Consider the following 20,583-nt stretch of genomic DNA (forward strand, 5'->3'; position numbering starts at 1 on the left):
AGATCGCTGGTGTAATCCCTTTATCAAACATATACATATGCAGCTTTTGTAACGTAGTTGAAATGGTGCCGTTATATCTTTTTTCCACATCAAGCAACTGGGTCAAATAAAGCGGAAGCGCTGGCTTATCTACAAAATTACTCTCCATAATGGAAGACACTGGCCCTTTTACGGCGACCATGCGAATGTTTCCTGTATTTTTGGGATCACGATATGCTACATCGAGTTGCGGCATAATTCCTTCTTTTTTTAACAGCTTCTCCCCAATCATCATTACCTGCAATTTTCCAACAACAATCAATCCGTTGCTTGTGCTGTTAAACACCTCTCTCGCCTGTCTGAGAGTATTTACCTTCGATGCAAGCATTTCGTATTTCTTTTTCACATCTTTATTAAAAATGGTGCTTGCCTGATATATCATTAATTTGTCATCCTTATCGATATCCCATCCATAAGCCAAAGATAGCGTCGTATCCTCCAAATCAAGCCGGTCATGGCTGCAGCCTGGCGTCACTATAAGCAGCAGACAGACTACAATTAGCATCGTATACTTTATCATCTATATCCTCTTCTCTTCCTTCGTCATAATGACATATAGAAATCGGAGCTTGGAAAGGCATGCACACCAAAAAATTTCACCCATCCTATTATCTGTTAATATGTGAAACATTATGGAAAAATATGCGAATAAGTAAAGGAAGTATGTATTTTCAGCCAGTAAGTTAACCATAATTTTAAAACGGTAAACTTCATATTTTCTGTAAGCATAATGATTGTCATTAAAATGTTTTAATTTTTTCAATTTATATCGAATAAATTATTGCATTCGATGTTCATCGAATATAAAATAATCTCAAATAGAAAACAAAGGTTGCTTTTTATGGATGCAAAAGGAGCTGAACATATGAGCTATAGTGTAAAGGTTGACCATTCTCCTGCTTATGAGTTAGTGAACAGTTTATATGCTTTTATTTACTATAAAAAACTAAAACCGCTAGATATCAAGGATGAATGGATAGCTAAAGTTAAGGCAAGCATTCCGAAGAAATTCATTGCGGAGTTTGAGGATGAGCGATGGGAGGTTTTGCATCGTATTGTTTTATTAATCACACAATGCCCAAAAAAGGATTCGGTTACAGATTTTCTAGACTGGCTAGAGAAGGTGTCTCCTGGAGAGATTTTCGAACGACTCTCTCCATGGGTAGAAGCCATTCCTGCTAATATCGGAGAAATACGTGATAAAACGCTTGAACTGTTGCGGCTTTGGAATGAGTACTACTTTCAATACCTTCCTTCCGATATACTATCGCAGCTACAAGCGGATGCCGCATTGAAAGCTAAAAGAGCCCAGGAGCTTTCCCCTATTGATTTGATCGAGGAAGTGACAAATGGTATACGGGTTGAACCCGTTGATGAGCTTACACAAGTATACGTTATCCCTCAGTATCATTGTAAACCGTCAGTCATTCATGATTATTTCAAAGGAATGGCCACATACCTTTATCCTATCGCACCACAACTTAGCGAAAAAGAAATAGCGTATCAAAACATTATCAGGCTTTCTCAGGCACTATCGGATGAAAACAGATTGAAGGTTTTAGAATTTATATCCAGGAGCCCTTGTAATCTGATAGAGCTGCATAAAAATATGGGACTTGCTAAAAGCACCGTTCACCATCATGCTACTGCTCTTGCTAAAGCTGGAATTGTTCGCAGGCATTATATGGGAAGCACGACGGTAGCTTTCTATAGCGTAAGACCATCCTTTATTTCATTGTTAACAGAAGGCTTGGAGCGTATAACGTTGTCTAAAGGAAAAAGCTCATGAATAAAATGAAAAGACTTCTTTCCGTATACCATCCCATTGCACAAATTCTCATACTGGGCACTGCATTAATTTCTTTAACGAGTGCTATGAGCATTCCTTTTTTGGCTGTATATTTGAATAAGCATACACAATTAAGCTACGCTGTTATCGGCATGATTGTCGGGGCAGGTCCATTAGCGGCTACAGTTGGCGGATTCATCGGCGGCATATTATCGGACCGATTTGGAAGAAAAGTGTTAATGTTCGGCTCTCTATGCAGCTTAGCTGTTGTTTTTGTGTTGCTTATCCTTGTGACTAACCCATTCCTTCTTTTTTTATTGAGTATGATAAGAGGATTGGCTACCTCGTTTTTTTCGGCCGTATCCAAAGCTCTAATGGGTGATATCACACCTCAGGACAAAAGATTTAAGCTATTCTCTACCAGATATTTGGCGGTGAATCTTGGATATGCGCTCGGACCAATGATAGGAGCGAATCTTGGGCTTGAAGGAAGTTCGATAGCCTTTCAATTGACCGGAACGGTTTACCTGCTCTACGCACTCATTTTACTTATCGGTTTTAAAAAATGCAGCATCGTCAAACCAGGAGAAAGCAACGGATCAGAAGATGGCATCACCATCATAAGTGCAGTGAATATCATCCGCCGGGATTCCATCTTGCTCTTCTTTATTCTGGGAGGCATTAGCCTTACGATTGTCCATGGTCAAATGTCCGTTTACTTATCACAGTATGTCAGTGAACAATTCGAGGAAGGCGTTACCCTGTTCAGCTACCTATTAAGCGTTCATGGATTTACCATCGTCCTTTTGCAGGCGCCGATCACAAAAATGCTGGAAAAATATAAAGGCCTCCAAACGATAACAATGGGCAGCATGTTATTTGCCTTAGGAGAAGTTGGTTTTGCTTTTTCCACTAATGAAGGTTTACTCATGCTATCCATGATTGTGTTCACTATTGGAGAAATCCTCGTTATTCCGTCTGAATATGCTTTGATCGATGTAATAACACCTGAAAAAGTGAGGGGTACCTACTATGGTGCACAGGAATTTACACAACTGGGTGGCTTTATTGGCCCCTGGCTTGCCGGGCTTATTTTAAGCTCTTATGGCGGAAAAGCAATGTTTATAGCGATGAGTGGAATTTCTTTGTTCAGCCTGCTTTTTTATGCAAAAGGATGGAAAATGTACAGAATAAAACAATCTAGCGCAAAACATGGCCCCCCTTTGGATGATAAGGTTTGTTTTTAGATTATGAGGTTAAATACGCAGTATTTATATACTTATCATTTTGAAAAAACGTACCCAGCCTAATGAACCTTTTCTCTAGAGAACTTAAAAATATCATCATACTTTCTTTTTTATCGGACAATATATACTTATTGACTAAAATAATAAGCAGAAAGGTGGAGAGGAAGCATTTTGGGACAACAAAATGCTTCCTCTCCTGTGCCTGAATATGATAAGAACATCGAAAAGTAACGTATGTGCAACTTTTAGTCTGTGTTATGCTCTGTTTATGGCAATATTATTCCTTGTTTATTTTGCACAAAATCATACTCAGCACTACCAAATTGCCATAGGCGCAATTGTTTGTGGTGCCATTCCTTTTTTGTTAGAGCGCTTTGCTAAAATCCGCTTTCATTATTTAATCATCACTTTATATTTTACGTTCTTGTTCGGTTCACAGTTTCTTGGTTCTATGATGGGATTTTACGACAGTATTAGCTGGTGGGATACATTTTTGCATTGCATAAGTGGCATATTGATTGCCTGTATTGCACTTGATTTATTAGAGAGGCTCACTAATAAGGGAGCACGTAAAGGTATGACATCCTGGTTCATATTTATATATGTTCTTTCAGTTGCTGTGCTTGGTGGTGTGCTCTGGGAAATTTATGAGTTCAGTGTTGATCAACTGTTTGGCACAACTACACAAGGTGGTGGCAATGTTGACACGATGACGGACCTAATTGCTGATAGTGTAGGCGGGATTATTGTAGCGATAATAGCGGCATTTTTCAGAAGAAAATAAGAAAAATTTTAAATGTTGCCAGTCTGCCACTTTATCTACTTCACGATCTAACACTGTATTTTCATTTGATATCAAGAGAAAAAAATCGTGTTTTTCGGCCTGAAGACTGTGGGGAATTTTGGATTGATGACGATGTCGTACTCCCCCTATTGGGGTAATACCAGCGTTGCCGACACCAGAGGTAAACGTATGGGTTAAACTGGAAATCATTAAACAAAACTCCCTCGCTGTTCGTTTAGCGAGGGAGTTTGTCTGCAACCTTAAGTTCCTTCCAAATTGGAAGGAACTTAAGTAAGCTATTTCCTACACATACGTCTCATTTCCTACTATATACATCTGGTTTGATAAATCGACAAACTTTTGTGGTAGGAGGTAGGAAAAGAAGGAGAAAATCAGAGACTAGAAAAAGACACACTAGCCTTTCTTCTGCTGGAGCGCAGGGCGCATCCAACCTCTTCTTTTTTCCGAATTTCCTACTTCCAACCACATGATCATGTCAAAATATCAAGTGTAACTTATATAGATTGCTGTCCATTTTCATATAGCTGATACATATCCATCTCCGCGTCCAAAGACTTGGCATTTTGGAAAGCTTCCTTGACGCTTCGTTTGTTCTGAATGAGGTCGTAGAAAAGCCTCAGAACAAACATGAGCGCGTCATTTCCATATGGATCATCATTTGGCCCGATATAGACTTCGCAACCACTGTCGAGAAATGCTTGTGCCGTCTCTAGTTTTCCTACTGAGCATCCGGTGCTGATTACAGTTTTCCCTGCCAGCTTAGCAAAGCGTCTAATCTCCTCCGGCCCAAAGTTACCCTTGGGTTCTCCCAGTTCATAGATACTTTCCTCCAGCTCTGGCATGATAAATTGGCCTTCATCGCCATGGAAGCAAAGAATGATCATATCCGTATTCGGATACAAGTCCTTACCAGATATGATATCAATCAGATCATTCGGTCTGCCAACCCAATAAGTAAAAACCCTTGCACCAAAACACTCCAGAGTGGCTCGGATTGCTTGGATTTCCATATCGCAATCGGGTCCGCATACCAATGCTACGTTCATTACAGGTTTACTCATCTTCTTATCCCCCATATGATCTCAATTTTTGTATAAATAATAGAGTACATTCATATGGAGGTCCTCGGGCTTTGGGGCTAGAGGCTATACGTTATATCTTAGCTCGGATCATTGAAAAACTCCTTTTTTTTATTTTTTTATATTTTACCATTTGACAAAAATGAATGCAACGGTACTGGGTAGACCAGCGTAGTTAACACTAGGGGCAAACGAATGGATTAAATTGGTGTTTTGTGTACGACCTACGTCTACTCTAATAAGATATCCCACTGAAAACCCTCACTAATACAACTTCCAGAACGAAAAAAACCAATGTTTCCTTGCGTTTTGAGGAAGCATCGGTTTTTATTATTAGGTGATATACAGACTAAGCTGATTATATCATTTATACAATATAATGAGAAACACGTTCCCGAGCAGAACCAATATCCTTTAACAGAGCTTACCTTTTTGTATTTGGCATTTATGGATTGACATATATATTAGGGGCAATCTTTTGCATAGCTGACAAAGGAAAGACATAATAAAAAAGCGACACTCCCCATAATTTTATATCTTAGCTTCAATTTTTCACTTTGCTTTAATACGTTATTACCCACCTTTATTAAAAAATGGATTGTAAAAGGCTTAAAATTAAAAATCTCTTTTCTTTTTTAGGATAAAAAACAGAATCATTATCATAAAAAGGCAGTATACATATACCCACACAAAAGGTAATGCGATTTGAAAGCTAAAGCGTATATTGTCCCCAAGATTTAAAGTTGAAAAGACTTTAGAAAACGGAGGTAAAATCCATAATATAGGATGAAGTATAGAAGGTAATTTAGCTTCTATGCCCTTGTAGGATACAGATAAAATTAAAAGTAAACTAACACCTCCCCATGAGTCCATGGTTCGAATAACAAGGGATTTGCTAAAAAGCGCAGCTATGAGAATCCCTAACAAGGAAAGTGTTATGTGGCTTAGAAAAGATAGGGAAATATGAAAAAATTGAACAGGCTTATCAAACTTATCGAAAATAATAGGATAAACTACCGCAAAAATGGAAAGTAGTATGGTTATAATCCAGGTTGAGATAATTTTACTTATATAAACTTTTGCTACGCCTCCTGCATGCAGTATTGTTATCTGATGCTGAATAGGGTCTTCTGTGCTAAACAAGCTCATGCAAAGCCATGCAGAAAGAAAGTATAGGAACATACACGTAATAGCGTAACTATCCATAATAGGATTTGGAACATTCGTATAAAAAATGCCAATCCATATGATATAAATAGAGACTTGCGGAATGTAACGATAAGAACGTATGTAATCGTATAATACATATCGTATTAAAAATGGCATGCTAACCTCCCTTATTATGAAACAATGCCGTTTACTCTCTATTATTAAGTTTGAAAGATTTCATTTATTTTATGTTCATAGTGATCATCCTCGTGCTTAGTAACAGAACATATAGAAGCTCCCCAACATAGAAGTTGGGCAATAAGCCTGTCACTATAGCTAGGGACAACCTGTATACGCCAAACGTCTTCTGTTAGGCTTATATATTCTGTAACTCCGTCTACATCCCTTAATAGATCACATGCTTTACTGTCATGCCATCTACATTCAATAATCATGTAACCATCTATCTCTTCCTGAAGCATAAAATCCTCTTTTATCTTTTTATCCTCTAAAATAATAGCCCTATCAGCTACTTTCCTTAATAAATCCATTTCATGGCAGGTGAAAATGATTGCCACTCCACTTTTTTTCAAAGATAGAATCTGTTCTATAAGATGCTGCTGTGTAGTCATATCTAGACCGGACAAAGGCTCATCCAGAACGAGGATATCAGGTTCGTGAAGTATAGCTTGCATAATCCCTACTTTTTGTCTCATTCCCTTTGATAAATGGTGAATCCATAGGTTCTTTACAGTATCTAGTTGAAATTGGGAAATTAATTGGGGAATTCGTTTTTGTAAGTAATAAGAGGATAGGCCTTGTATTTTTCCAAGATGATATAAATATTCATCCGGAGTAAATCGTAAATTTTTAGGAAACTGTTCTGGGATATAACCAATCTTTAACTTGTCTCCTCTAAGTTGCCTTACAAGGCCATTCGTAGCTTTACTTAAACCCAAAATAATCTTTAAAATTGTACTTTTACCAGAACCGTTTTTACCGAGAATAGCTAAAGATTGACCTTCAAAGATAGAGAATGATATATCTTGTACCACTGTATGACGTAGGTAACGTTTACTCACATTTTCTAACTGTAGTAGCATTTTAGCCATTTCTCTCATCACCCACTTTTGTTTTCTTATTTTACCTTATTTTAACTTTTGATACAAACAGTAGAAAATGAACGAATACTAATTTTTCCTTATTTGTCTCACTCAACACAACATGTAGTCAACTTATCAAGTTCTGAAAATAATTTTGGAAAATGAAATGAAGCTGATTGAAAACAAAACGATAGAAACTAAAATTGGATTTGTAATTCCGTTGAAGTTCTTTCAGAATGAAGCTCGATTTCCAACCCATAAACATGAAGTTCCAAAAGCTGTGGTTTTCTACATCGCAAAGCAGATTTTCTCTGAACCATCCTTGTATTCCCAATATGATTGGAAAGATTAGATACCGGTATCCCCAAGACGGAGAAAATCAGAGACGAGAAAAAGACACACTGGCCTTTCTTCTGCCGGAGCGCAGGGCGCACCAACCTCTTCTTTTTTTTCGAATTCCCTACTTCCAACTACGTTATCATGTCAAAATATCAAGTGTAACTTATATAGTACCTGACTCTTTTTACAAATCACTAACTAATTGTCTATAATTAAGTTATACATATATAAGGAAGTGAACAAATTGAGCCAAGCTATTATTTTATTCATACTAGCCGGCCTTGCTGAAATAGGGGGAGGTTACCTCGTATGGCTATGGCTTCGAGAAGGTTTATCTTATTGGTACGGGATTCTTGGAGGCATCATTTTAATGCTCTACGGCGTCATCCCCACATTTCAAACTTTCCCTACTTTTGGCCGGGTATATGCAGCTTATGGCGGTGTTTTTATTATTCTCGCTGTATTATGGGGATGGGGAATCGATAAAAAAACACCGGATATATATGATTGGGTTGGTTCAATCGTTTGCCTTATCGGTGTCTCCATTATGCTTTGGGCACCCAGAACATGAACAGAAAAGGTTGAAGATGATTGAAGGCATCTTCAACCCAACCGAACTTTTCACTAACCGGAGAAGGAGCTAACGGCATTAATATTTTGTCATCCTCATGATAAAAAACACTATTTATTTCTGAATGATCAAATACCGACAACGCTACCCTGTTAAAATATCAAGTGTAATTTATATAGCATGCAACATATAATATGATTTCTTATCAATTGCTACTCTGGAGCATCAGCTTGAGAAAATTCCTGCTAAATTTACTGTATGCTGCAATGAAACTCCAACCTAGGGCAGCCATGCATTCTGCAAGATGTCTAGACATGTAGCACACTCCCTTCGGTCAGCAAGCTTTCCTGTTCCAGTTGCAGGAGCTGTGTTTTCATATTCAAACCGCCCCGGTAGCCAGTGAGTGAACCATTTTTGCCGATTACCCGATGGCATGGCACGGTAATTAAAACGGGATTTGCGCCAATCGCAGTTCCAACCGCACGTACCGCAGCCGGTTTTTGAATATAGTTCGCAATATCCGAATAAGATTGTGTTTGTCCATATGGAATCTCGCACAGTGCATTCCATACGGCGAGCTGAAACGGCGTACCGTAAAAATCAAATGGTATCGTAAAGCTTTTGCGCTCGCCTCGAAAATACTCGGTTAATTCTGTCATATACGGTTGTAATTTTTCATCATCTTGAATCAGCACGCTGTCGGAAAAACGATTTTTTGCCCAATCGGATAATTCTTCAAATGGCTTATTGTGAGAACCTACGTAACAAAGTCCCTTTGACGTTGCAGCCATGTATAAGCTCCACTTTTCATGGACGAGCAACGTCCAGTACATTTTCTGATTAGTTCTTGTTTCCATTCTGTAACACCTCCGTAGTATGTTTATTGCGATTTAATTGACGATAATGTGTAGGTGTATGCCCGGTTTTCTTCTTGAACAGCGTTATAAAATAAGATGTATTAGGTATACCTACGGCTATAGCGATATCTGCAATCGCTTTATTCGAATGAATCAGATACTCTATAGCCTTGGCTATTCTCGTTTGCTGAACATATTCAATCGGCGTAATTCCTTTAATCCGCTTAAATATACGGTGCAAATGATAGGGGCTGCCATGACACATATCCGCTAACGCTTCTAACGTTAATGCCTTACTGTAATTCATAGCAATGCAGTGCGTAATCTGGTCTACCCACTCATGATCAGGCAAACGCTGCCCGGTCGGTCTGCACCGTTTACATGGGCGAAAGCCTTCTGACAATGCTTGAGCTGCGTTTTGAAATATACACACATTCTCTTTTTTGGGCACCCTGGACTTGCAAGCTGGCCTGCAAAAAATGCCTGTGGTCTTTACGCCATAGAAAAACTTATTATCATAAGACATATCATTATGTATGATAGCTTGCCACTTTTCGTCTGTCATACTGCGCTCCTGATCAGCCTCTATTATATTTTCGTTGTGAACGGTGTCGAACATGCTCTTATGCGCTTGCCCTTTCGGATTTATCATTTGATCACCTCTACTCACAGTATACCCCCGGTGATAGCCTGGTGTACGCATTTGTGAATGTAATAGCAAGATATAAAAATCGGACAAGATTGGACGAATGGAGGATTTTTATTTACATAATATATTTATTGTTAATTACATTTCTTCTATATACATCTGATTGGATAAATCGACACATTTTTGTGGTAAGAGGTAAGAAAACAGCTTGCTTTTTCCAAACGAAAACTACATAAATCTCAATAAAGGGATCATCAACGACAAAAAACCGGAACATTGGCAGACCCATGTTCCGGTTTTTTTGCGTAATTTGAACGAACGGTTATCTGGCAAGTACACCACCATCAACTGGAATAATCACTCCTGTTATATAATCAGATGCTGCCGAAGATAAAAATACCGCAGTACCCATAACATCTTCAGGTGTCCCCCAGCGTCCTGCAGGAATACGCGAATCAATTTGCGGAGAACGAACCTCATCATTCTTAATATCATCATTCATTGTTGTTAACATATAGCCTGGCGCAATCGCGTTCACTTGAATACCGTGCGCTGCCCATTCATTTGATAATGATTTCGTCAATTGGGCAATAGCTCCTTTGCTTGTTGAGTATGCCGCGGCATTAAACCCACCAAGAAAGCTTAAAATCGAACCCATATTAATAATTTTTCCCGAGCCTTGTTCAATCATAATACGAGCTGCTAGTCTAGACAATTGGAAGACTGCTGATACATTCACTTCAAAAATTCGATCCCAGCTCTCCAGCGAAAAATCCATTGCGCTTTTTCGTTCGATTAATCCAGCGCTATTAATGAGAATATCCACTCTTCCTTCTAATTTGTTTACAGCTTCCTGGAAAGCCTCCCCCAAGTTTTCCCGATCCATTAAATTCCCTTTTACCGCATGAACTTTTGCGCCTTCTTTTCCAATTTCAGCTGCTGTGTCTTGAGCCTGATCAGAAATATCCAGAATAACGACCTCTGCCCCAGCATCATGCAGCGCTGTAGCCATCGCTTTCCCTAATCCTTGTGCAGCTCCTGTAACGATTGCTTTTTTTCCAGCTAATGTAAACATGACTCCTACTCCTTTACTATCATACTAATAGAATGACCGGCTCATCTTATGAATGAACTCCTCTGCCTAGCCATGAATTGGCTACTTCGAACAGCATCTCGGATAAGGCTGGATGTGGCTGAATCATTTTTGCCAGCTCGTCCACTGTACCTTCCAAATAAATAAAAGCAGATGCTTGCGAAATCATCTCTGTTACATGAGCACCCATCATCACAACACCAAGAATTTCCCCATACTGATCTTCCACAATAATCTTTACAAATCCTTGTGTATCATCCATTGCGACTGCTTTTCCGTTTCCTAATAATGCATATTTTTCAACTCGATAAGGAATATTATTTTGACTTGCCTGTTTCTCACTCATTCCGACGCTTGCAATTTCCGGAGCCGTATAAATACAGCGTGGTATAACCTTATAATCCATTTCTTTTTTATGTCCTGCAGCATTTTCAGCAGCAACAAGGCCTTCCGCACTCGCTACATGAGCCAGCTGCCACCCTCCTGTAATGTCACCAACCGCGTATATCCCGTCGATATTTGTTTCCATTGATTTATTTACCTCAACAAATGGTCCGTCCATTTGTATAGGCAACTTTTCAATAGCTGAAAGATTAGGCTTGCGTCCAACAGCTATCAACACTTCTTCACATTCAATTTGTTCTTTTACCCCATCCTTCGATTCAATTAAAACCCGCTTTAGTTTGTCTTGCTGACTTATTGATTCTACTTTTTTATTTGTTAAGACTCTAATATTTTTATTATTCAATATTTTATGGAGCAGCTGCGAAACGTCCGGATCTTCACTCGGAACAATGCGATCCCCCATCTCAACAATCGTAACGTCTACATGTAAACTGGCAAAAATACTCGCAAATTCGACCCCGATAACTCCACCGCCTACAATCACGATGGACTTCGGTATTTCAGTAAGCTGAAAAATCGTATCACTTGTGTGAAAATCCACTTTCTCTACACCTGAAATAGGTGGCACAAAAGGCTTGCCCCCTGTTGCTATAATCACCTTACCAGCTTGAATAACTTTCTTCTCGCTACCAAAATCAATCGAAACACATTTTTTTTCATCTACAGTTGCCTGTCCATTAAAAAATGTAATGTTTCCTTTTTTTAGTAAGCCAGTAATTCCAGAGCGTAATGTTTGGATGACCTTATCTTTTCTTTTCATCATCTTTTCGAATGAAAATGTGAGGCTTCCCGTCTCAATTCCCCAGCTTTTTGCTTGCTCAATTTGTTCAATTACTTCTGCATGACGGAGAAGTGTTTTTGATGGGATACATCCCCTATTTAAGCAGGTCCCACCTAAATGTTCGGATTCCACCAACGCAACTGTACACCCTAATTGAGAAGCTCGAATAGCTGCCACATAGCCACCCGGTCCACCACCAATTACCACAACATCATAACGATCCATCACTTCACCTCAGACGATCAGTTTATAAGGATTTTCAAGAGCATCTTTTACATCTGTTAAAAATTCCGCAGCAGGCGCACCATCAACAATACGATGATCAAATGAAAGACTCAATGCCATCATGGATCTTAGTTTTATTTCTCCATTTACTGCCATTGGTTTTTCTTGAATCCTGCCAACACCAAGAATAGCTGCTTCAGGTTGATTAATAATCGGGGTAAATGCATCAACCGCGTACATCCCTAAATTGCTAATCGTAAAAGTCCCATCCTTCATATGGTCTGGCAGTAATCTCCCTTCTCTTGCCAGCGAACCTAGTGTTTTGCATTCTTCTGTAATCGCGGCTAAGCCTTTTTGATTCGCATTTTTTACAACTGGAACAACCAATCCATTCGGTATCGCTACTGCAAATCCAATATTTACAGTCGAATAATGAATAATTTCATCGTCTTGTAAGGAAACGTTAATAGCCGGATGATTTTGTAATGTATGGGCAACAGCTTTTACGATTATCTCATTAAAAGAAAGACGATACCCGTTCTGTTTCTCAATAATCGGCAACAACTCTTTTCTCATATTCACACAATTGGTCATATCAATTTCACTCGTTAATGTAACATGCGGTGCAGTATAAGCACTTTGCACCATACGATCCGCAATGACCTTTCGCATACCTGTAAAGGCCGTTTTATTAACAGCATGTACTGAAACATCCTTTTCGACGTTTGCATATTTTAGAACATCGTCCCGAACAATTTTACCGTTGATACCTGAACCTTGGATTTGGCTGAGATCCAAACGATTTGAATGCGCTATTTTTTGTGCCAAAGGGGTTGCTTTTGTTTTTTGCAGTGAATAGCGAAGGTGTTCTTCAATATCCGCTTTTTGTATTCTGCCTTTAGGTCCTGTACCTTGCACCGTTTCTAAGGAAAGGCTGTTTTCTTTCGCCAGTTTACGGGCAGCAGGGGTGCGGCGGATTTTCGTCTGGGGTTCGGTTTCCGGTTGCTTTTTCGACACAAACTTTTCTGCTGTCTCTTGCGCTCCACTCTTAGAAAGCGCTGAGGCTTGCTGAAGCATCCCGCCTTCAGCGTCTTCAATCACCTCCCCTTCCTCACCTATATAGGCAATAACATCATGAACTTGAACAACCTCATCCGCCTCGAAGCAAGTTTTCAGCAAAATGCCATCCATCTCCGCTTCCACTTCAATATTAACTTTATCTGTTAATACTTCAACTAACGGTTCCCCGTATTCTACCCTATCGCCTACTTTAACGAACCAATTTACAATCGTGCCTTGCTCCATCGTTGCTCCTAACTTAGGCATAACTACTTTCGTGGCCATGATATCCTCCTTCCCTTCCCTTATTTGTTCATAATTGTTTTACATGCTTGAATAATGTCTTCTACTTGTGGAACTGCTTTTTGTTCTAGAAATGCATTGTATGGCATAGGTACAGCACGTCCGCCTAAACGCATAATGGGTGCATCCAGATAATCAAATACATCGCTTTCACCGATCATGCTGGCAATCTCTGCGCCATATCCGCCTCTTTTTACCGCTTCGTACACGACAATAACACGTCCCGTTTTCCGAACAGAATGTAAAATTGTTTCCTCATCTAACGGAACAAGTGTACGCGGATCAATCACCTCCACACTAATTCCTTCTTCTTCGAGCAATTTAGCCGCTTCCATAGACTTATGAACCATCATCGCTGTCGCAACGATGGTGACATCTTTTCCTTCTTTTTTTATGTCCGCTTTTCCTAATGGAATTTCATATGTTTCCTCCGGTACATCCCCTTTTACACCATAGAGCATCTTATGTTCATAAAACATAACGGGATTATCATCGTTAATTGCTGCTTTTAATAATCCTTTTGCGTCATACGGAGTAGAAGGCTGAACAACTTTCAGTCCTGGGATATGGGCCATCCATGCCTCCAGGCTTTGCGAATGCTGAGCAGCAAAGCCCGCGCCTGATCCACCCGGTGTTCTAATGACAACCGGCACTTTGGCTTTTCCACCAAACATATAACGCATTTTCGCTGCCTGGTTCACAATATTATCCATCGCAATCGTAACAAAATCAGAAAACTGTAATTCTAAAATCGGTCTCATCCCTGTCATCGCAGCACCAACTGCGCAGCCGCTGATTGCAGCCTCAGAGATGGGTGTATTACGCACTCTTTCAGGTCCAAATTCTTCAATCATCCCATTTGTAACTCCAAAAGCTCCCCCATAAATACCGATATCTTCTCCAAGAATAAATACATCCTGATTTGCTCTCATTTCCTGGCTCATCGCTTCGCGAATGGCCTCTGCATAGGTGATTTCCCTCATTGTTTCTCCCTCACTTTTTTCAAATTATGCAAAAATATCCGTTTCAAGTGTTTCTTCTCCAGGAATCGGACTGTTTTCAGCGAATTCAACAGCAGCCTCAATTTCTTTCTTTACTTGCTCCTCTATTTCTAAGAAAATTTCTTCAGTCAACATGTTCTCTTCTACTAATTTGTTTTTAAATAAAGCAATCGGATCTTTGGTTGTTTTCCACTCTTTTTCTTCATCTCGTGTCCGGTACTTTCTGGCGTCGCTTCGTGAATGCCCCCTCCAGCGATAGGTTTTGGCTTCAATTAACGTTGCTCCTTCTCCATTCCGTGCTCTTTCAACCGCTTTTTTTGTTACTTCAGCCACTGCCAAAAGGTCATTTCCATCGACGATCTCTCCTGGAATACCGTAGGAAGCTGCTCGCTCGGCAATGTGTTGAATATTTGTCATTTCTTTTATCGAGCCGGACATCGCATATTGGTTGTTTTCACAAAAGAATATGACAGGTAAATTCCAAATTGAAGCTAAGTTCAACGATTCATGGAAAGCTCCTTCATTGGTAGAACCATCACCGAAAAAGCATACAACTACATAACCTAATTCTTTCATTTTAGAAGTTAAGGCTGCACCTGTTGCGAGCGGTAAGCCTCCAGCCACAATTCCGTTTGCGCCAAGATTCCCTTTATCCAGATCCGCAATATGCATCGATCCGCCTTTTCCTTTACAATAGCCGGTTGCTTTTCCTAAAAGCTCAGCCATCATACGGTCCACTTCTGTTCCTTTTGCTATGCAATGGCCATGTCCTCTATGTGTGCTAATAATCTTGTCTTCGTTCGTTAAAATAGCACATGCGCCTACTGCTGTAGCTTCCTGGCCAATACAAAGATGCATCGTCCCATGTATTTTCCCTTGTTGAAACAACTGTTCAACCTTCTCTTCAAATCTTCTAATCAATAACATTTCATAAAGCATTTTTCTTAATTGTTCTTGGGAGAACAAGTGATTTTTTCCCGTTTTAAACATATACAAACCTCCTGCGATATTTTTTAGCATTTTGTTTAATTTAAAGAGCAAGATTTATGCCAAATAAAAACCTCTTATTCAGCTATTTTTTTCGAGAAAATTGCATTTTCGCACACAATATGATGTGATATTATAGATATGATGCAAAACAACATCGTTTTTAATAAAAAATACCTTCTTGGAAAGGTGATCTTACTTATGAAAACCGCTGAGTTGTTGCTAAAAGAAATTAGGATGATAGGTGTTTTAGTTGTAGACAGCAGTAGAAAAATCTCTTACAGTAACGAAATTGCAAGAAATTACAATTATTATTTTGATCATATTATTGATGCTGCTTTTGATGGGGCTACCTTTTTCAGCATCCATCCTTATCCCGCAGAAATTCAAATTATTTACCAGAACAAGAAATATATTGTCTTGTTTAATTCCAAAAATGAACTGATACGGTTAAAAAAAGAGTATGACGCACTTCAAATCGTTCAGAATGAATTAAACGAAGTTATTAATTCCTCATTTGATGGTATTGTTATCAGCGATCAGAATGGCATCATCATTCATCAAAATCCATCATATGAACAAATAACCGGACTTTCCGCAAAAGATTGCATCGGCAGAAACTTAAAAGAGCTAGAAGACGAAGGAGTTATTGATGTCTCGGCTTCCCTGCGCGCCCTTAAGGAAAATCGGGAAGTAACCATTATCCAGAAAATTAATACAGGGGTCACTGTCTTGGTTTCAGCCGTTCCAATCCGTAATAACCAAGGAAAGATCGAGAAGCTTGTAAATAACATTCGTGATCTCACCTATTTAAAATCACTTGAAAACGAAGTTAAAAAATTAGAAGAGAAAAATGAAAAGGCATATCAAGAGCTCGAAATATTAAAAGAACAGAACGATCCCAAGCTATCGATCGTTGCTCATTCTGATAAAATGAAATCAGTCGTTGAAAGAACATTGCGTGTGGCACAAATTGACTCTGTCGTTCTGATTCAAGGTGAATCAGGTGTCGGTAAAGAAAAAATCGTCAACCTAATTCATCGTTACAGTCCAAGGGCAAATGGACCACTCATTAAGATCAATTGTGGCGCAATTCCGGAATCACTTCTTGAGTCTGAATTATTCGGATATGAATCCGGAACATTTACAGGTGCAGACAGAAAAGGCAAGGCCGGATTATTTGAAACAGCAAATAACGGTACAATTTTTCTTGACGAGATAGGCGAGATGCCCCTTCCTTTGCAAGTAAAGCTGTTAAGAGTTCTTCAGGAGCTTGAAATCACCCGTGTAGGTGGAACAAAACCAATCCCGGTAAATGTGAGAATTATTGCAGCGACCAATCGAAACCTAACAAAAATGATCGAGGAAGGAACTTTTCGGGAAGACTTATTTTATCGCCTAAATATTATTCCGATTTATATTCCTTCATTAAGAGAAAGAAAAGAAGATATCATCCCTCTTATTTATCATTTTTTAAATGGAGTTAATCATAAGTACGGTATTAATCGTGCCTTTACATGGGAGGCATTAAACAGCTTTCAAAGCTATGACTGGCCGGGGAATGTAAGAGAACTTCAAAATTTAGTAGAGCGCATTACTTTAATGAGCACAAAATCTGAGATTGATATACACGACATTCAAAATGAAATGAAATTTGGCCGAAATCATCCTACAGAAAACTACCAGTCTGCTATCACAACTTCTTCTGTAGAGATTAGACCATTAAAAGAAAAACTCGAAGAGGTTGAAGCCTCGTTGATTATACAGGCATTAGATGCCTATCCAAGCATTCGTAAAACAGCAATCGCTTTAAAAGTAGATCAGTCAACCTTAGTGAGAAAAATGCAGAAGTATAATATAAAAAAACGATCATAAAAACCAGGAGCTCTTCGCTCCTGGTTGCTTCTTATTATGAAGCTTTTTCTTTCCGTAATTTAACAAATAGTACAATAATTGACCCGATAATATAACAAACAGATAAGAACCCTACTCCAACTAATTTATTGTCTCCTGCCATCAACGCTCCGACAACAAACGGTCCGACAAAGCCGCCCATATTCCCGATGGCATTCCAGAGACCCGTCATGCCGCCAATCATATTTGCCGGGAATACATCCGCAATTAATGTCATGAAGACAGCGGAAGAAGACATTCCACCAACGATTGTAATACTAATCAAGAAAATAGCTACCCATAAATTCGACTCAAGCACAAGAATCGCCGAAAGCAACGAAATCCCCGCAATAACATTTAATATAAACAGCAATACTCGTTTATTGCCGAATTTATCATTAATAAACCCAATCGAAACCATTCCAATGGTGCCAATTAGCCACGGAATCGCTGAAATGAAACCAACTGCCGTATAACCAAAAGTTGAAAATTCTTTAATAATTACTGGCAGCCAAATGATAATTCCATAGTTCCCGATTCCTCCGGCCATAAAGTAGGCAAGGGACACCAAAATAAAATTACGATTTAATGCTGCTTTCCAATAAGACTTTTCCTGAATAACCTTCGGCTCACTCGCTTCAATTGCTTGCTGTTCTAATAAATACGTTCGTTCTTGATTACTAATCCGTTTTTTCGATGCTTTTAACGGATGATCAGGAATCAAATAAAAGAATAGCAAAGAAAATAATAATACCGGTACTCCTTGTGTAATAAATACCCAACGCCAACTGTCTAAACCAAACCAGTGAACATTTGACACAATATACCCGGAAATCGGCGACATAATCAAAGGGGCAACTGTCACATATAAATAGAAAATGCTAGTAGCTCGTCCGCGTTCATTTTTCGGAAACCAATTCGCTATCAACACACCCATAGCCGGATAAATTCCGCCTTCAACAAGTCCTAATAAGAAACGAACAAAAACTAACATGCCCACACTATTAACCATGCCTTGTATACTTGAAAAAATACCTGTTAGCACCCCGAGAATGACAACAATCTTGCGGGCGCTTTTTCTGCTGGCCAAATGGCCCATTGGTGCCATCAATAAGATGTACCCGCAAAAGAATATTCCGGCAATAAAACCGCTTACCGTTGATGTAATGGCAAATGTTTTTTGCATTTCTGTCAAAGCAAACGAAATATTTGTTCGATCAATATATGCCAGTAAATACATGACAAATATCATCGGGATAATCACTTTCCAGCGATAACCGTCTTTTACTGTATGGCCCAATTCTTCTTTATTTACAATTGCCTTTGCTTCCATCCTTCCACCTCTGTTTCATTATTTATGCATATTGAAGGCATGTTCTTATCTTCCTAAAAATCCTCCGTCAACCGGAATAAGTACACCATTTATATAATCAGATGCTGAAGAAGACAGGAAACGAACGGTCCCTATCAGCTCCTCCGGCTTTCCAAAACGGCCTGCTGGTATTCTGGCTACCAATTGCGAAAACCTTGCTTCATCTTGCATAATAAAAGCATTTAAGCTTGTCTCAAAATAGCCGGGAGCAATTGCATTTACATTTATCCCGCTTTTGGCCCATTCATTTGACAATGATTTCGTCAATTGTGCAATTGCACCCTTGCTTGTTGAATAAGCTGCTGCATTATAGCCACCAAAATAGCTGAGAACAGAAGCGATATTGATTATTTTTCCGCTTCCCCTTCGAATCATGACTTCGCCTGCTAATCTGCACAGTTGAAAGACGGCTGAAATATTCACTTCAACAATCCGGTCAAAGCTTTCCATCTTTAAATCTAAAGCTGGCTTTGGATCATGAATGCCTGCATTATTAATTAAAATGTCCACTTCCCCACCTAAATGACTCAGTGCTTCATTAAATCCTCTTCGTAAATCGTGACGATCTAATAAATTTACTTGTACCGCATGAACTTTGGAATCACCGAAAGCCATTGCTTCCGCCACTTCCTCCACTTTTTCTGAAATATCCAGAATAACAAGCTCGACACCCGCATCATGAAGTCCCTTTGCCATCGCATGGCCCAGGCCTTGAACAGCTCCGGTTATTATCCCTTTTTTCCCTTTCAATTCGAACACGTTTTTTCATCCTTCCCGGTTATAATAAACGGATCTGCAAAAATAGAATGCGTTTACAATTTTGTTGTAAAATGCTTATCATAATTTATCTTCCATCATTATTGGCAGGTTCAACCAATTCAACGATGTACCCGTCCGGATCTAAACAATAAATAATTTTTGCCCCTTTATTTCTTCCTGAAGTTACATTGACCGGTGCCTCGGAACGAAATTTCACCCCTTTTGCGCATAGCTCCTTGTACAGCAAATCCAGCTTCTCTACATATAAACAAAGATGTCCTGTTCCATAGTCACACGGTCTACAGCTTCCAGAGTGGCGCTCTACCCCTACATATTCCAATAATTCAACAACTGCTGTACTGCCCGGGATTTGCACAAAGGCAATCTTAATCATACTTGTTTCCGGGACAGAGACAATGTTAAAAACATACTCATCTGTTACATTTTGCTGAGATAAAAATTGAAAGCCTAAAAAATCACAATAAAATCGTAACGATTCCTCCAGATTATTCACGGTTATTCCTGCGTGATAAAAACCTGTGATTTTACCTGTACTCACAAGTAAAACCTCCTTTCCTCATTCACAGCCTTTATTATTTCTGAAAAATATAATAAATGAATTTTAACAATTCTTTTTTTAATATAAGCAATTCTCATGCCAGTAAAAAATATCATATATATATTACAATTTTTTATAACACATTATGCAAAATCGCAAGAATATGATGTATTTTAACATCATATTTGTATTTTCACATCAAATTATACTGAACGCTCTAATGCGATCAACATAAAAAACCCTTCGGAATATTTCCTGAAGAGCCTTTTTAACCGAACATGATTTAACTATCGAGCCCATTAACTAAGTTATTTGGTTTCGCCCACCATCAAAATATGTTTCAACTCATCAATACTATTGAATACTGGTCAATATTAAAATGCTTTACTATTTGTTCAGCAAATACGGTAAGCTTTGAATTTTGCCGGGTATTTTTCAGCGTTATTTTTAGTATTCTCTAGTAAGCAGTGATATAATATTAATACCTTTAACTTCCCTCCGAAAGAAGTCTCCCACTTC

At 38.9% G+C, this 20,583-nt stretch carries 20 protein-coding genes; 6 read left to right on the forward strand and 14 right to left on the reverse strand.

Annotated features, from left to right (window positions below):
- The coding region (locus HMPREF0083_RS28720; RefSeq protein ID WP_021621257.1) for a Ger(x)C family spore germination protein at positions 1–559 on the reverse strand (559 nt) is incomplete at its 3' end.
- 345 nt (positions 560–904) lie between these two features.
- Between HMPREF0083_RS28720 and HMPREF0083_RS10335 the strand changes: the two genes are divergently transcribed.
- The 3 genes from HMPREF0083_RS10335 (at position 905) to HMPREF0083_RS10345 (ending at position 3,859) form a co-directional block, all read left to right on the forward strand.
- The gene (locus HMPREF0083_RS10335; RefSeq protein ID WP_167331559.1) at positions 905–1,828 is read left to right on the forward strand and encodes an ArsR/SmtB family transcription factor; all 924 of its coding nucleotides are present in this window, start codon (positions 905–907) and stop codon (positions 1,826–1,828) included.
- Positions 1,825–3,075, forward strand: a complete 1,251-nt coding sequence (locus tag HMPREF0083_RS10340) for an MDR family MFS transporter (protein ID WP_021621260.1) — start codon at positions 1,825–1,827, stop codon at positions 3,073–3,075. Before HMPREF0083_RS10335 ends, HMPREF0083_RS10340 begins: the two co-directional genes overlap by 4 nt.
- A 268-nt stretch (positions 3,076–3,343) precedes the next feature.
- Entirely contained in the window at positions 3,344–3,859 is a 516-nt protein-coding gene (locus tag HMPREF0083_RS10345; protein WP_021621261.1) for a DUF2238 domain-containing protein, read from the forward strand.
- Between the two features lie 515 nt (positions 3,860–4,374).
- Here HMPREF0083_RS10345 and HMPREF0083_RS10350 read toward each other — a convergent pair.
- The 3 genes from HMPREF0083_RS10350 to HMPREF0083_RS10360 all read right to left on the reverse strand — a co-directional run bounded on the left by HMPREF0083_RS10350 (position 4,375) and on the right by HMPREF0083_RS10360 (position 7,220).
- Positions 4,375–4,941, reverse strand: a complete 567-nt coding sequence (locus tag HMPREF0083_RS10350) for a hypothetical protein (protein ID WP_040302326.1) — start codon at positions 4,939–4,941, stop codon at positions 4,375–4,377.
- A 633-nt stretch (positions 4,942–5,574) separates the two neighbouring features.
- Positions 5,575–6,285, reverse strand: a complete 711-nt coding sequence (locus HMPREF0083_RS10355; protein ID WP_040302327.1) for a hypothetical protein — start codon at positions 6,283–6,285, stop codon at positions 5,575–5,577.
- A 44-nt stretch (positions 6,286–6,329) separates the two neighbouring features.
- Positions 6,330–7,220 (reverse strand): ABC transporter ATP-binding protein, encoded by an 891-nt coding sequence (locus HMPREF0083_RS10360; RefSeq protein WP_051354616.1) that lies wholly within the window; start codon positions 7,218–7,220, stop codon positions 6,330–6,332.
- A 157-nt stretch (positions 7,221–7,377) separates the two neighbouring features.
- Between HMPREF0083_RS10360 and HMPREF0083_RS10365 the strand changes: the two genes are divergently transcribed.
- The gene (locus HMPREF0083_RS10365; protein WP_021621267.1) at positions 7,378–7,563 is read left to right on the forward strand and encodes a DUF4158 domain-containing protein; all 186 of its coding nucleotides are present in this window, start codon (positions 7,378–7,380) and stop codon (positions 7,561–7,563) included.
- 231 nt (positions 7,564–7,794) lie between these two features.
- On the forward strand, positions 7,795–8,121 hold the full coding sequence (locus HMPREF0083_RS10370) for a YnfA family protein (RefSeq protein ID WP_040302328.1): 327 nt from the start codon (positions 7,795–7,797) through the stop codon (positions 8,119–8,121).
- Between the two features lie 308 nt (positions 8,122–8,429).
- Here the strand turns inward: HMPREF0083_RS10370 and HMPREF0083_RS10375 are convergent, their stop codons facing one another.
- The 7 genes from HMPREF0083_RS10375 to pdhA form a co-directional block, all read right to left on the reverse strand.
- Positions 8,430–8,978 carry a methylated-DNA--[protein]-cysteine S-methyltransferase gene (locus HMPREF0083_RS10375; protein ID WP_021621269.1) on the reverse strand — a complete coding sequence of 183 codons (549 nt, stop codon included), beginning with the start codon at positions 8,976–8,978 and terminating at the stop codon, positions 8,430–8,432.
- Entirely contained in the window at positions 8,962–9,597 is a 636-nt protein-coding gene (locus tag HMPREF0083_RS10380; RefSeq protein WP_040302336.1) for a bifunctional transcriptional activator/DNA repair enzyme AdaA, read from the reverse strand. The genes HMPREF0083_RS10375 and HMPREF0083_RS10380 overlap by 17 nt, the downstream gene beginning before the upstream one ends.
- 352 nt (positions 9,598–9,949) lie before the next feature.
- Positions 9,950–10,702 (reverse strand): glucose 1-dehydrogenase, encoded by a 753-nt coding sequence (locus tag HMPREF0083_RS10385; RefSeq protein ID WP_021621272.1) that lies wholly within the window; start codon positions 10,700–10,702, stop codon positions 9,950–9,952.
- Between the two features lie 46 nt (positions 10,703–10,748).
- A complete protein-coding gene (gene lpdA / locus HMPREF0083_RS10390; RefSeq protein ID WP_021621273.1) occupies positions 10,749–12,131 on the reverse strand; it encodes a dihydrolipoyl dehydrogenase in 1,383 nt (460 codons plus the stop codon).
- Positions 12,132–12,140: 9 nt separating this feature from the next.
- Positions 12,141–13,475, reverse strand: coding sequence for a dihydrolipoamide acetyltransferase family protein (locus tag HMPREF0083_RS10395; RefSeq protein ID WP_021621274.1), 1,335 nt, complete (start codon positions 13,473–13,475; stop codon positions 12,141–12,143).
- Between the two features lie 20 nt (positions 13,476–13,495).
- Complete coding sequence (locus tag HMPREF0083_RS10400) at positions 13,496–14,476, reverse strand: alpha-ketoacid dehydrogenase subunit beta (RefSeq protein WP_021621275.1); 981 nt, start codon at positions 14,474–14,476, stop codon at positions 13,496–13,498.
- Positions 14,477–14,500: 24 nt separating this feature from the next.
- Positions 14,501–15,484 carry a pyruvate dehydrogenase (acetyl-transferring) E1 component subunit alpha gene (gene pdhA / locus HMPREF0083_RS10405; RefSeq protein ID WP_040302329.1) on the reverse strand — a complete coding sequence of 328 codons (984 nt, stop codon included), beginning with the start codon at positions 15,482–15,484 and terminating at the stop codon, positions 14,501–14,503.
- Positions 15,485–15,682: 198 nt separating this feature from the next.
- Here pdhA and HMPREF0083_RS10410 point away from each other — a divergent pair, with 198 nt between their 5' ends.
- Positions 15,683–17,356 (forward strand): sigma-54 interaction domain-containing protein, encoded by a 1,674-nt coding sequence (locus HMPREF0083_RS10410; protein WP_081696047.1) that lies wholly within the window; start codon positions 15,683–15,685, stop codon positions 17,354–17,356.
- 34 nt (positions 17,357–17,390) lie between these two features.
- Here HMPREF0083_RS10410 and HMPREF0083_RS10415 read toward each other — a convergent pair whose 3' ends face one another.
- The 3 genes from HMPREF0083_RS10415 to HMPREF0083_RS10425 form a co-directional block, all read right to left on the reverse strand.
- Entirely contained in the window at positions 17,391–18,707 is a 1,317-nt protein-coding gene (locus tag HMPREF0083_RS10415; RefSeq protein WP_021621278.1) for an MFS transporter, read from the reverse strand.
- A 45-nt stretch (positions 18,708–18,752) separates the two neighbouring features.
- Positions 18,753–19,505 (reverse strand): SDR family NAD(P)-dependent oxidoreductase, encoded by a 753-nt coding sequence (locus HMPREF0083_RS10420; protein ID WP_021621279.1) that lies wholly within the window; start codon positions 19,503–19,505, stop codon positions 18,753–18,755.
- Between the two features lie 85 nt (positions 19,506–19,590).
- Positions 19,591–20,064, reverse strand: coding sequence for a VOC family protein (locus HMPREF0083_RS10425; protein WP_021621280.1), 474 nt, complete (start codon positions 20,062–20,064; stop codon positions 19,591–19,593).
- Positions 20,065–20,583 lie beyond the last annotated feature (519 nt).

This window comes from Aneurinibacillus aneurinilyticus ATCC 12856 (genome assembly GCF_000466385.1).
GTDB lineage: Bacteria > Bacillota > Bacilli > Aneurinibacillales > Aneurinibacillaceae > Aneurinibacillus > Aneurinibacillus aneurinilyticus.